Consider the following 12182-nt stretch of genomic DNA (forward strand, 5'->3'; position numbering starts at 1 on the left):
TTTTCGTCCTGACGGATCTTATCCCGAGCGCAGCGATCGCGACCAAGCCGCCAAGGCAATGGTCGCGATCGCCGAGTTGGAAAACGGCAAAGCGTCCGAGCGGCACCATCCGTTTCCGACTTCCCGATTGATCGGGACGCGCAGCATAGCGCTGCGGTGCAGTGGCCCGAAAAGCGCATGCGGGCCACTGCTTACGCGCATAGGGCGTGAACCCGCATGCGGTACTGTCCTTACAATCCGAGAACCCCCGCGATGAACGGAACCCAGAGCACCATGCACACGCAGAAGATGACTGCAGGGATAACGCCTGCCTTGAACATATCGCCGAAGGTGTAGTACCCCTCGCCATACGTGACAATGAGCGTGGGGTTGACCGGAAGCAAGAAGTTGCCGGCTACGATGAAGGCAAGCAGCATGGTCGGGATGGCGGGAGACACGCCGAGTCCGACGCAGATGCCGATGAGGATCGGGAGGAACAGGCTGATGATGGCAGCACCAACCGGCGCGATCGTGTGGAGCAGGTAGACGAACACGACGGTGACGAGCAAGAACAGCGTGAAGTCAAGCGAAGTCACGCCGCTGTTCATGAACACGTTCGTGATGAACTGATCGGCACCGGTCGACGAGAAGATACCGCCGATGGAGAGCACCGAGCCGACCATAAGGATGATGCTCCACGGAACCTGAGCCGAGAACTCTTCCCACGTGAGCAGGTTGATGCCCGGAATGAACATGATGCCGAGGCCGATGATGGCGACCGTGGTCACGTTGAGGATCGGAATCCAGCTGCCGAGGATCCACAGGATGGGAAGCGCGAGGATCATGATGAGCGCGCGGATTTCGAACGAACTGGGCTTACCCGCATCGGCTGCAGCTTGACGCAGCGTATCGAACGCGCTCTTGTCGATCGGCTCAGGCTTGAGGATCTTCACGATCGAGAACCAGCATAGCGGAATGCAGACGATAGCGATCGGAAGGCCGACGATGATCCAGTTCAAGAAGCTGATGGTCTGCCCGGTGAGCTCCTGCATGAGACCCATGGCCACCACGTTGAACGAACTACCGGCAGGCGTGACGACACCGCCGATGACCGCACCGATCGGGATGGCGATCATCATGCACTTGCCGAGGTTCGACTTACCCGGCTGAGCGTTAGCCGCCCGCAGGACAACGTAGGAGATGCCCATGAACAGGACTGCTGCCGGAACGTCGGACATGATGGTCGAAACGAGCGCAGTACCGATCATGAACGCCAAGATGAGCTTCTCCGAGCTCTCGCCGGTAAACTTGAATATCTTGTTCACCAAACGAACGCCCCACTCGGTCTTCAACAGCAAGGCCGGGAGCGAAAAGATCGCGATAACGTAGAACACGACCGATGCGCTGAATCCCCCGAACGCAGTCTTATAGGTGGCCGCCCCGATCACGACCGCAACCACGAGCGCGAGGATGCCCGTGATACCGACAGGAAACGTCCCGCATACCCACAACGACACGGCGAACAGAAGCGTCGCGATGGCCATGATGCCCTCGCGGGAGAGCTCAGGCGTCGCCGGTACGAACATCGCCACAACGAGAACGAGCACTGCAAGCACGATGCCGATGCCGCGTTTGTTTAAAAACCCCTCTTTACTAAAAAACTTGGTTACCATTTCTTGTGCCATTTCACTTCCTCCTCAGAAAGCTCTTGTCGGCATATTTCCCCTGCAGGCATCCGGCACCTGGCTCGGGCAGGCACCGGACGCCGTTGCATTTTCCATCAGGGGCGAATCGGAGCAAACCGCAGAAAGACCGCGGCGCCCGCGAATTCGCCCGAGCATCACCCGATCTGGTTCGCGAACAGCTCGACGGGCCCGACGTTCACGTCCCTTTCGGTCGCGTCGGCCTCGACGGCGCGGGTGAGGTAGCCGTCGGCCTCGACGTACACGCGGTAGGGCTCGGCGGCCACCTGGTCGAACCAGAAGTCGCCGAACTCGTCGGTCTCGAGGGAGGCGACGCTGCCGCTCGAGAGGCCCTCGAGCGTGCCCCTCGCGCCGGAGACGACCTCGTCGGCCTCGAGGTCCACGGCGATCCCCGCCACGAAGCGCCTGGGCTTGTTGAGGTAGTAGACGCGGGGTCCGTCGGATGCGCGGCCGGGGTCGATGCACTCGGCGGCCGCGATCTCGGCGGCGAAGTCCCCCTCGTCGCCGAAGCGGATCGCGCCGTGGGGGCAGACGTCCACGCAGTGCGGCAGCTCGCCCGCGTCCACGAGGTGCGCGCACCCCGTGCACTTCTGCGGCAGGCCGAGCTCCTCGTTGTAGAAGATCGCCCCGTAGGGGCAGGCCTCCACGAGCTCGCGCATGCCCTTCGCCTTCCCGGGGTCCACGATCACGAGGCCGTCTTCCCGGCGGTACACCGCTTCGGGCGCCGCCTCCATGCAGGGCGCGCTCGCGCAGTGGTTGCACATGCGCAGGGTGTAGGACACCTTGACCTTCGGCACGCTGCCGCGCACCTCCTCGTCGATGCGGCACCAGAAATGGCCGGTGTCGGGCTGGGGCGCGGCGTACGGCGCCCAGTCGTTGTCGACGTGCTCGTCCTTGCAGGCGATCTGGCAGTTGCGGCAGCCGTTGCACTTCGCGTGGTCGTATACGAATACCTTGCCCATGATTACGCTCCTTCCACGATGCGCGACGTTGCGACAAGCCCGCAATCGGGATCGTAATCCCGCCCGAAGGCTTCGGGGTACTGCTCGGCCAGCTGAAACACGTCAACTTTCTCGACATTGACGAGGAATCCGCTCGTCACCTCTCCGAACGCATGCTCCGAAGTGGTCGCATACGGTGCGATGAGGTTGTTCGCTCCCCCACGATCAAGGCCGCCGCGGCCGAGCACGGCCGAATCAACGCGCGATCCATGATCTTGGTACACGACGCTCGGCATAATGCGCTCGGTCACGCGCACGCCGCCGAGAACCGCGCCGCGCTCGTTGTACAGCTTCACGATGTCGCCCGATTCGAGACCGAGCAGGCCCGCATCAATCGGATTCACCCATACCGGTTCGTACTTGTAGCCGTCGGGTCCGGTTACCTTCACGTACTCTTCCATCTCTCGGAACCAGGTGACGTCGTCGAGGTTTGCGTGTACGCGCCACCGCGGGTGGTTCGACACGAGCAGGAACGGATACTCGCGTCCGCGCTCCAGGTACTGGCGCTCCTGATGGCCCGCACCCTCGTCGATCCAATGCGGAACCGGGCCGCGTTCCTTGTCGTCGGGGAACATGCTCGCGAGCGTGGTCGAGTAGTACTCGAGCTTGCCCGATGGCGTCTGCAGCGGATGACCCTCGGGATCGTTGTAGAACTCGCTTAAACCTGCGGGCATGTCCTCCCAGTCCTCGATGGTCGGGAACGGATAGTACTGCTTCTCTTTGAACTCCTCGAACGTCATCTTTTTGGCCGCACCGGTGTTCTCGAAGCCCGCCTGAATGTACTCTTCGCAGGTCTTGCCGCCCATGTAGCGGTCGTAGAGGTTCTCGTAGATGCCGCCGAACTTCTCAAGCGCCTTCGCCACTTCGCCGACGGCCTCCATATCGGACTTGGATTCGAGACGCGGTTTGATGGCCTGGCGCTCGAAGTACACGAGGTTCCACTGGCCGTTGTCGGAGTCGGTGCCGATATCCTCGGTTTCGAACTTCGTGTTCGTAGGCAGGATGATATCGGCGAAATTGCAATCGTTCTCCATCCACGGATGCTGGATGATGATGAATTCGATCGACTCGTGGCGCAGCGCTTCCTGCATCTCGTTGCCGCCGTTCCAGCACGTCTCCCAACACGGAGTATCCGACCAGATCATATGCAGGCGCTCGTTTCCTTCGAGCGGGAAGGTGAAGGGCCCGGTGAACTGGTCCTCGCGTGGGAAACCCGCTCCAATGTGCCCGTACCACGAAACCGGAGGATTCATGATGGCCTCGGGGATCATGGTTTTGGGGATGAAGCTCTCGGGAAAGCTGCGGTACCAGCCGCGGTACGCGGGGCTGCAATCGGGAATTTCAGTCGAGGGCGGCAGCGGCGTGACCGACTGCATGCCGTAGAGCGTCCACTCGATGAACTTGAACTGGTTCGCACCCGGCTTGCCGACACCCTGCATGCCTAAAAGCGCCACTTCGAGGCGTGCGGGCTCGTGGGCGTAGCACGACCTGATGAACGAACCGCCGTTGCAATGCGCGATCGACACGGCGTGCTTGGCCCAGTAGCGGGCGAACGCCTTGATCGTATACGACGGGATGCCGCAGATCTTCTCGGCCCACTTCGGGGTCTTCGGCACGCCGTCTTCGCCGCCGAGCACGTAGTAGCGGAAGTGGTCGAAGCCGATTGCATGCGTATCGAGGTACTCTTTGTCGTACGTTTCTTCGGTGATCCACGTGTAGGCGATGGCCAGCTGGAAGGCCGCATCGGTGTTGGGCTTTACGGGTATCCATTTATCGGCGTGCACGGCGTTGGTGTAGTTCACGTCGGGCGAGATGTGGATCTGCTTGATACCGAGGTCGGTGAACCAGAAGCACAGACGGCTCGCAAGGTAGCCTCCCCATCCGAGCGGCGTCGTTTCCACATCGCAACCCCAGAACAGCACCGCATCGCCGTTTTCCGCGATATCCTTGATCACGTTGTTCAGCAGCGATTGCTGGCCGAGCGGGTCCATGCCCCAGATGTGCTTGGCCCCCCAGTACCAGCCCTCCCAGCTGTCGGGCTGGCGCGTTTGCAGCGTATAGGATCCGATGAGGTCGAACATCCTGCTCTGGCAGCCGTGCGGCGCGTGAACAAACTTCGTCTCGCCGTGGCCGTCGAGTTCGCAGAGGATCGATGCGGGCCCGTACTCGTCATGGATTCGCTTGATCTCCTCGGCCGTGATGGCCGCCGCTTCGTCCCACGAGATGCGCACATAGCCGCTCGTGCCGCGGTTTTGCGGGTTGCGCTCGCCATGCGGATCCCAATCGACGCGCTTCAGCGGATAGGGGATGCGGTTCTTGGAGTACACGCGCTTCTTATAGCACAAAGACAACGGCGAAATAAGCGTTTTGAATCCCGGCTCGAAGGTCTTACCGCGCGCTTCAAGTTTCCATGCGTTGAGATCTTCGGGGGTGTAATGTTCATCGAAGCGCAGCGGTCTGATGCGGAGAATCTTGTCGTTCTCCTCGTCGATGTCGACCGAACAGGCGTTGGTTCCGATGCCGAAGCTGTTGAAGCCGAGCCCTTTCACGATAGGAGTGCCTTTAGCGTTTACTGCCATATCTCCTCACTTTCCCTTGCTGCCTCCTTGGACGAAATCGTAAATCTTTCTAGCAATAAGCGTTGTCGGGTGGTAATGTTGAAAAGAGGTTTTGATGGGAAAAGCTTGTCGTACCAAAAGGTTGAAAGTGAGTTCTACATGCAAGAAACGCCTGTTCAGCAAGGATCAGTCTCGCAAACGACCGCGCCTGATCTTTTGAACACCTATCTCATTGCTGGATTAGGGTTCGGCTGTTTCATCGGATGGGATCTCATCGGCGCGTTCAGTCCGGCAACGGCGCTGCTCGCCTACACCGATATCCCCGACGCCTTCGTTCTCCGGCTTGTGAGCCTGGGGGCACTTGTGCTCACGTACCTCATCTGCAAGCTCAACGCCGATTGGTTTTTCGACCATCGCGTGAAGGCAGCAGTGATAAGCACGGTGCTTTCGCTTGCCGTCGTCGTCAACGCCGCATGCGGCCAGTATCTGGCGATCCCCGCGCCTCTTTCGGTCATCGCATGGGTGCTGTTCGGCATCGGAAGCGGCGTGCTCGACCTCATCTGGTGCACCTACTTAAGCCTCATTCCCACCCGCCGCACCCTCTCGGCTATCGCGGGGGGAGCTTGCCTTGGAACGATTCTCTTCGTCATCGCGGCATCGTCCTCCCCCGCGTCGATCAGTTTGACCGCGATCACGCTCATACCGCTAGCTTCGCTTGCGCTGCTCGTCTTCTTGTTCAGAGGACTACCCGAATCAAACATTCTACCCGTCAAGGATTACCGTCGCGCACCTGCCCTCAGCCCTGCAGCCTCCATCTCGGTCGGTGCGCACGGCATCATCTTCGGCTTCATCACGGCATCCATGTTCTTCATAAGCCCGACCGCGGCCATCGCCGTCGGCGGAAGCGGTATCGTCGGAAGTCTCGCCGCGCTGTGCTTCGCACGCTACGAGCCGAAGATCGACCTCGACAACAGCTTTATCCAGCGCGTTTCGCTGCCGATCATCGTGGTGGGCCTGCTGCTCTTGCCGTTGCTCGATACGGCGGGGCAGGTGTTCTGCGGGTGCCTCGTCAACATCGCGCTCGCGTTCAGCTCGCTTCTGATACGCGGCAATTCCTGCATCGAAAACGCCGAGTTCCAGCTTCACCCGGTCGATCGCTACGCGCAGAGGCAGATACCGCGCTGGCTTGGGTTTTTCGTGGGAACGCTCACGGCGTTCGTGCTTGGAACGGCGATTCCCGAACACGACGTGCTGTTCAACTTCGTCATCGTCGGGGTGGCGGGAATCGTGGTTGCCGCTTTCTCGGTGTACAACGGCAACGATGGCAGGAACAAGGAATTCCTCAACGGGCTTCTAACCGATCAAAGCTCGCCCGCCGAATCGGAATCGCTTGCAAAACTTCCCTCCCACTTCTATCAGCGCTGCGACGATGTAATCGAGCACTACGACCTATCGCCGCGTGAGGGCGAGATATTCTACCTGCTTGCGAAGGGCCGCAACGCGAAGCACATTCAGGAAAAACTCTGCATCAGCTCGTCGACGGTCAAGACCCACATCTACCGCATCTACCAGAAGATGGGCATCAACTCCCAGCAGCTATTGATCGACGCGGTGGATAACGGAGTACGCGAAGAGAAAACCGAGCAGTAGGAGCCGCATAAGCGAATGTCGCCGATGATCAATGGGCGGGACTCTATCAGTCAATTCGTTTTGCGAAGCAGATGATGCGGTTCGCCTCGGCAAATCCGCAGGCCAAATGAAAGGCGAGGCTCTCTTCGTTGTCAAGTTCGCAATCGCTGCCGAACTCCGTGCATCCCCTTGCGCGGGCCCACGCTTCACCTGCCGCGAGCAACGCTCGCGCATAGCCGCGCGCTCTGCCCGGATCCGGCCTCGCGTACCTTTGCCGCATGCGCTCTCAGCGTTTTACCATCCATGACGCAGCATCCCTTCGCGTTCGACCTTGATCTACGTTCAGAATACCCCCTTCCGTGCAAAACGGCCACTGTATGACGCGACTCGCACATCGAAACGGCACCCTTTTCGGGACGCGGGAAGCGGGGCCCGCCCTACAGCGCGGTCGTCGGAAAAGCATCGGGTAAGGGGGCGCCGCGAGGATCGCGGGTCGGACGGGAGACAGCCGCCGGGAAGCGCGGCTTTCGCCTGCGCACTCGGGGTCGCATCGACGGGTGGGCGCGAGGGGCGTGGGTATGCGCCGACGGCGGTTCTGCGGCGGAAAGCCGCTCAAAAGCCCAAAAACCGCCGCCGTGAAGCGTTCGGCGGGCTTCAAGGCACCAACGGGACGCGCAAGCGAGAGGCTGTCGCATGCGTCAGGGAATCGACAAGCCGGTGAGCAGGGGCTATCGTTTCCAAGGAATATGCTTGTATCGGTAATGCGTTACGAAGTCCTTCACGGCGGTGCTTATTGGGCTTCGGGGGCTCCACCGCCATGGGGGCCCACCCTCTGCGAGGGATTCCGCCGCTTTTAAGCCAATGTTGACGCGATCTCGCAGAGCGCCCGGCGGGATCGGTCGTATTCTCTAACGGCGGAAAGCATCCCAATGCCAGACAGCGCATTCTGCGGCATCTTTTCAAAACAGGGATTCGCCGACGGAAAGACCTTTCCTCGAGTACCGTTCGACCGGTTGTTTGAAACCGTATCTGAAGCCCACGGGATGATCGTCTGTTCTTATGGGGCGGCAGCGGATATACTGCAAGTAAGATGATCATGTATGCGTATGGGGGATCGCGAATGAATAATCTGGTCACGCGCTTCACGCATTCTCTGAAACTCCGCCAAGCGTATTTCAGCGAGCAAGGTGACGAGATCGCCGTGCGCAATCTCGAATTCGTGCGGCTGGGAAGCTTTGTGTGTGGAACTCTGTTTATCCTGTACTACGCGCTTACCGCTCTTCTCTTCCCCGATTTCACCATATCCCCCCTCTACGGGCTCATCATCCTCCCCCTCGCCGCCTTCGCTCTCTATGCGCATACCACACTCAAGTCTGGCCGGGTCAGCGCTCGAAAGGCGACAGCCGCTACCATACTGTTCTACCTTACGGCAATGGCGTACCTCATGATCCTGAGCGTGTTTCCCCATCCCGACATTCCTTCGGTGTACTTTTCGCTTTTCCTCGTGCTCGCGCCGATTGCGTTTCTGCTCCCAGCATACATGCACCTCGCCATCATCGGCATAAGCGTCGGAGCTTTCTGGATGCTCGTCGTGGCGTTCAAAGCTCCCGAGGTCTGGTATCACGAGGTCTTCACAGCAGCTACGGCGGTTGTGTTCGCGATCATCGCCCTTTTTTTCATGTCGCAATTCAGGCTCCAAACCGACAGCCTCAAAATGAAGTACTACCAGATGAGCAGGTTTGACGCACTGACCGAAGCGATGAACAAAGCCGCAGGCCTTGCGGCGGCGCAAACCTACATCGACCAGAAGAACAACCTCGAGCGCTTCGCCGTCTTCTTTATCGACATCGACGGGTTCAAAAGCATCAACGACACGTATGGCCATATGGTTGGCGACAGAATTCTCCAATCGGTCGGCAAAGCGCTCACGGAAACTTGCCGGAAAAACGACATCGTGTGCCGCTTCGGGGGCGATGAGTTCTTGATCGTGTTGAAGGACATCGAGAACGTCGGCGAAGCAACGGCAAAGGCACGCGCCATCAATGCAGCTGTGCGCACGATCGACGTACCAAACGCGCCGGAGCTTACATGCAGCATCGGCATCAAATTCTGCACGCAGAACTGCACGAACATCGAAGATGCCATCGCCGATGCCGACGCGGCCCTGTACCGTGCAAAGCACCAGGGAAGAAACCAATATTTCGTGTACGGAAACCCCGCTGCCGCGAGCGTTTAAAAGCAATCGCGCCGCTTGCAAAGCAGGAAACTGCCGCACATATGCCGCGACGAGCGAAAAGCCCAAGCAGAACCGTACATCGCTCAAGAACGACCCACAGTGCCAAACATACCCTGTCGAATGGCTCCTTACGGTTCGGGAAATTCGAATAGAGCCTCGATGGGCGCATGCACGGTTCGCGAGATGTCGACGGCGAGTTTGAGCGAAGGGTTGTAGCGGCACGCTTCGAGCCGATTGATGGTTTCGCGCCTCACCCCCACCCGCGCGGCCAGTTCATCTTGAGAAAGTCCGGCTAACTGCCGATATTTCTTGAGGTTGCATGCGAACTCGCCCATGGCAGCCCTACGCTCGCTCGTAGCGATAGAACAAGATAGCGTAGGTAAAAATCGACGCGTTCCACCCGACCACGGCTTCCAATATGACCACTTCGCGGGAAGCGCCGCCCGCCGCCGCAGAAAACCCTATGATGAAGATGGCACTGGCTGCAACGAAGAACGCATAGCGTGCCGCAGCATACGAATTCCTGAACCAGCGCTCGTCGGGAAGCTCGCGGTTGATGTTGCCGAGAAGAAACGAGGAGAAGAACGCGAAATTCGCAAAGTAGAAAAGATGAGCCGGATCCCCCGATTCGAAGTACCGAAAGCCCAGCAACCCGAGCAGTCCGAGAAGTCCTGCAAGGTTGTAGTACTTCTTGTTTTTGAATTCCATCGCCTCGCCGCTTTCATGTGACAAATATATCATGTGATACATATATCACATTGCATAAACGACAGCAAGCCCCATCCACGTCAACCTCGGATTCTCATAACATGCGCAAACCCGTCCCTCGTTTCAAGCGCCTCAGCGGCCCCGTTCTTTCCCTGTTCGCAAAGCCGAAGTTCATCGAGCAGGCTGGCGCCACCTCTTCAAAGTAGCCAGATGGGCCTTGAGTATGGTCCGCGCATCCTCTTCTGAGAAATCCGTTCCCATTTCTTGATTGTACTCCGCAAGGTGCTTCATGTTCGATTCGACCATTTCTTCGAGCGTGCGCTCCGTCGAGAACGCGCCATCGTGGTAGCAGTAGACGCAGTACTCGGTGCTGATACCCTCGTCTGCTTCCGTCCCGAAATCCTCGAAGGTCTTCAGCGTCATTCCGCAGCTTTGGCACTCGGGTGATTCGCCGTGGCCCAAAAGCTCATTGATCGAAACGCCGAACTGTTCGGACATGAGCTTCAGGGTGTCGACGTTCGGGGTGGTCTCCCCCGTTTCCCAGCGCGAGACCGCCTGGCGGGTGACGAACAGCTTTGCAGCCATCTCGTCTTGCGTAAGTCCGTTTTGCTTGCGTACCGCAGCAAGCGCTTCTTTGGTTTCCATGGCAAACACCTTCTCTCGTTTCGTTTCGCGGCAAGGAGCGTTTCACCACTATAGCAAACGGAATCGCCGCCCGATAGCAACCCGCTGTTGCTGAGCGGCCGCACCGCAAAGGCGACCCATCCGCCTACGCCTTGCGCCGCTGTACTCACGGCACCCGGCATCCGCATCCGCCCCGCAGTGCAGCGACGATCTATTCAGAATGGTACTCTTCCATCACGATCACGCTCACTTCAAGCGAGCCCGCACCCTGCTTGTCGACCTGCGCCGCTAGCGCGTCTGCCGAGGGCCGCATGCCCGAGCCCGCAATCTCGACCGTAAGCACATCGTCATCGATATCGATGCCGCGAAGCCGATAATCGGAATCTTCGAGCCACGCCCGAACGGCCGCCTTCGCCTCCCGCTCCTCCGATGCGCTCTGCACGAGCTGGTTGCTCGTCGCAAGCAGCGGCACGGCGAGCAGAAGCGTGCCGAGGATCGCAGTCGTATACCAGAGCTTGCGAACGCGCGCACCCGTTTCGCTTGAGCGCCGCTTGCCGAAGCCCATGGCGAAAAACGCGAGGTTTCCCGAAAGCTGAATCGCGAAGAAATTAACGATGAAGAGCAGCAACGCTCCAGCTGCAGCCCCCATGTAGCCTTCGTACAGCGCAGCGCCCACCACACACAACGGTGGTACGATCGACACCGCTATGGCCACGCCCGGAATCGCATCGGCTATATCGTCGCGGGCGACGGCCATGGCTCCCACAAAGCCCGACGCAATAGCAACAACCAAATCGACAGCGCGAGGCGAGGTACGCGACGTCACTTCCGCGTTCGAGGTAATCTGCACGCCGGCGGGAACGAGCGCCGTCACGAGAAAAGCCACCCCCACCACCACAGCAGCGCCCGCAAAAGCGATCAGCAGTGTTTTGAGCGCCTTTTTCGGCTTGCCCTCCGTTATGGCGAGCGAGGTTCCGATCATGGGCGACATGAGCGGGGCAATGAGCATGGCGCCGATCACGATCGCCGTCGATTCGGCCGCAATCCCCCCGGTCGCGATGATGGCCGACAAAACGATGCAGAGGAAAAACGACGAGTACTGCTTCAACGGCTCGTCGATTACGATAAACGTGCTCCGTTCCGTTTGAAGGATGCTCTCCTCGCTAATATGCCCGCCTTTGAGAACCCGCGCTATTCTGCCCATCGTTTTTCCTTCTCACCTTTCGCCGAATGCATGCTCGGGCGTCGATGTTGTCTGAGCCTATGCAAATCAAGCCGCCGCCTGCAATTGTATCTTTGCAGATGAGGCTCTTAAGGATACGTAACCGAACGGGAGGTATTTCGTGTACATCTCGCCCGCCGGGTGCCACGCGAGGGCCATTTGCTTGCCTACTATTCTGAGTTCCCGTCTCCTGTCATCCATCATGTGCCGCCTAGGCGCTCCCCGGACTTCGACTCTTTTACTACCTGCACTTTTTGCTCAAAGACGGTTTAAATCAGTACAAAATGACGGTTACGAACGATCTTTTATAGGGATAATAGAGTACGTCTATGGCATCGAACTGGTATTCTCTATTTCTTCCCTATATAGTGCGAGCTTGTAAAGCGGTGTAAACCGTTCGCAAACGTCATTTCGTGCTAAAACTACGCCGTCTGCCGCAAATAGTCATGATCTCGCGATATCCGCACCTCATCAAAAGGCTCGTTTTCGGCAGAAGCCCCTGCGCAACAACGGACTCGACAG

Annotated in this window: 10 protein-coding genes; 2 read left to right on the top strand and 8 right to left on the bottom strand. The window is 59.0% G+C overall.

Annotated elements, in window-relative coordinates; all coding sequences use genetic code 11:
- Positions 1–230: 230 nt before the first annotated feature.
- The 3 genes from FJE54_RS13185 to FJE54_RS13195 all read right to left on the bottom strand — a co-directional run bounded on the left by FJE54_RS13185 (position 231) and on the right by FJE54_RS13195 (position 5262).
- The gene (locus FJE54_RS13185; protein WP_139653270.1) at positions 231–1664 is read right to left on the bottom strand and encodes an SLC13 family permease; all 1434 of its coding nucleotides are present in this window, start codon (positions 1662–1664) and stop codon (positions 231–233) included.
- A 155-nt stretch (positions 1665–1819) separates the two neighbouring features.
- On the bottom strand, positions 1820–2689 hold the full coding sequence (locus FJE54_RS13190; protein WP_255467433.1) for a 4Fe-4S dicluster domain-containing protein: 870 nt from the start codon (positions 2687–2689) through the stop codon (positions 1820–1822).
- Positions 2647–5262: a molybdopterin-dependent oxidoreductase gene (locus tag FJE54_RS13195; protein ID WP_139653271.1), complete on the bottom strand. Its 2616-nt coding sequence runs from the start codon at positions 5260–5262 to the stop codon at positions 2647–2649. Before FJE54_RS13195 ends, FJE54_RS13190 begins: the two co-directional genes overlap by 43 nt.
- Positions 5263–5400: 138 nt before the next feature.
- On the opposite strand from FJE54_RS13195, the gene FJE54_RS13200 reads away from it, so the two are divergent.
- Complete coding sequence (locus tag FJE54_RS13200; RefSeq protein WP_180326738.1) at positions 5401–6891, top strand: LuxR C-terminal-related transcriptional regulator; 1491 nt, start codon at positions 5401–5403, stop codon at positions 6889–6891.
- A 46-nt stretch (positions 6892–6937) separates the two neighbouring features.
- On the opposite strand, the gene FJE54_RS16475 is transcribed toward FJE54_RS13200, so the two are convergent.
- On the bottom strand, positions 6938–7150 hold the full coding sequence (locus FJE54_RS16475; protein WP_139653273.1) for a GNAT family N-acetyltransferase: 213 nt from the start codon (positions 7148–7150) through the stop codon (positions 6938–6940).
- Positions 7151–7990: 840 nt separating this feature from the next.
- Between FJE54_RS16475 and FJE54_RS13210 the strand changes: the two genes are divergently transcribed.
- On the top strand, positions 7991–9106 hold the full coding sequence (locus FJE54_RS13210) for a GGDEF domain-containing protein (RefSeq protein ID WP_180326739.1): 1116 nt from the start codon (positions 7991–7993) through the stop codon (positions 9104–9106).
- A gap of 128 nt (positions 9107–9234) precedes the next feature.
- Here the strand turns inward: FJE54_RS13210 and FJE54_RS13215 are convergent, their stop codons facing one another.
- The 4 genes from FJE54_RS13215 to FJE54_RS13230 form a co-directional block, all read right to left on the bottom strand.
- Positions 9235–9441 carry a helix-turn-helix transcriptional regulator gene (locus FJE54_RS13215; RefSeq protein WP_139653275.1) on the bottom strand — a complete coding sequence of 69 codons (207 nt, stop codon included), beginning with the start codon at positions 9439–9441 and terminating at the stop codon, positions 9235–9237.
- Positions 9442–9448: 7 nt separating this feature from the next.
- Positions 9449–9814: a DUF3796 domain-containing protein gene (locus FJE54_RS13220; RefSeq protein ID WP_139653276.1), complete on the bottom strand. Its 366-nt coding sequence runs from the start codon at positions 9812–9814 to the stop codon at positions 9449–9451.
- Positions 9815–9985: 171 nt separating this feature from the next.
- Positions 9986–10459 carry a zinc ribbon domain-containing protein gene (locus tag FJE54_RS13225; RefSeq protein ID WP_139653277.1) on the bottom strand — a complete coding sequence of 158 codons (474 nt, stop codon included), beginning with the start codon at positions 10457–10459 and terminating at the stop codon, positions 9986–9988.
- A 190-nt stretch (positions 10460–10649) separates the two neighbouring features.
- A complete protein-coding gene (locus FJE54_RS13230; RefSeq protein WP_139653278.1) occupies positions 10650–11642 on the bottom strand; it encodes a TIGR00341 family protein in 993 nt (330 codons plus the stop codon).
- Between the last annotated feature and the right edge of the window lie 540 nt (positions 11643–12182).

Origin of the sequence: Raoultibacter phocaeensis (genome assembly GCF_901411515.1) — a bacterium.
Taxonomy (GTDB): Bacteria; Actinomycetota; Coriobacteriia; order Coriobacteriales; family Eggerthellaceae; genus Raoultibacter; species Raoultibacter phocaeensis.

Bases quoted from the DNA above. Each gene is read 5' to 3' on its own strand.
- FJE54_RS13185 (WP_139653270.1), bottom strand. From the start codon at position 1,664: ATGGCACAAGAAATGGTAACCAAGTTTTTTAGTAAAGAGGGGTTTTTA.
- FJE54_RS13195 (WP_139653271.1), bottom strand. From the start codon at position 5,262: ATGGCAGTAAACGCTAAAGGCACTCCTATCGTGAAAGGGCTCGGCTTC.
- FJE54_RS13215 (WP_139653275.1), bottom strand. From the start codon at position 9,441: ATGGGCGAGTTCGCATGCAACCTCAAGAAATATCGGCAGTTAGCCGGA.
- FJE54_RS13220 (WP_139653276.1), bottom strand. From the start codon at position 9,814: ATGGAATTCAAAAACAAGAAGTACTACAACCTTGCAGGACTTCTCGGA.
- FJE54_RS13210 (WP_180326739.1), top strand. From the start codon at position 7,991: ATGAATAATCTGGTCACGCGCTTCACGCATTCTCTGAAACTCCGCCAA.
- FJE54_RS16475 (WP_139653273.1), bottom strand. From the start codon at position 7,150: ATGCGGCAAAGGTACGCGAGGCCGGATCCGGGCAGAGCGCGCGGCTAT.
- FJE54_RS13230 (WP_139653278.1), bottom strand. From the start codon at position 11,642: ATGGGCAGAATAGCGCGGGTTCTCAAAGGCGGGCATATTAGCGAGGAG.
- FJE54_RS13225 (WP_139653277.1), bottom strand. From the start codon at position 10,459: ATGGAAACCAAAGAAGCGCTTGCTGCGGTACGCAAGCAAAACGGACTT.
- FJE54_RS13200 (WP_180326738.1), top strand. From the start codon at position 5,401: ATGCAAGAAACGCCTGTTCAGCAAGGATCAGTCTCGCAAACGACCGCG.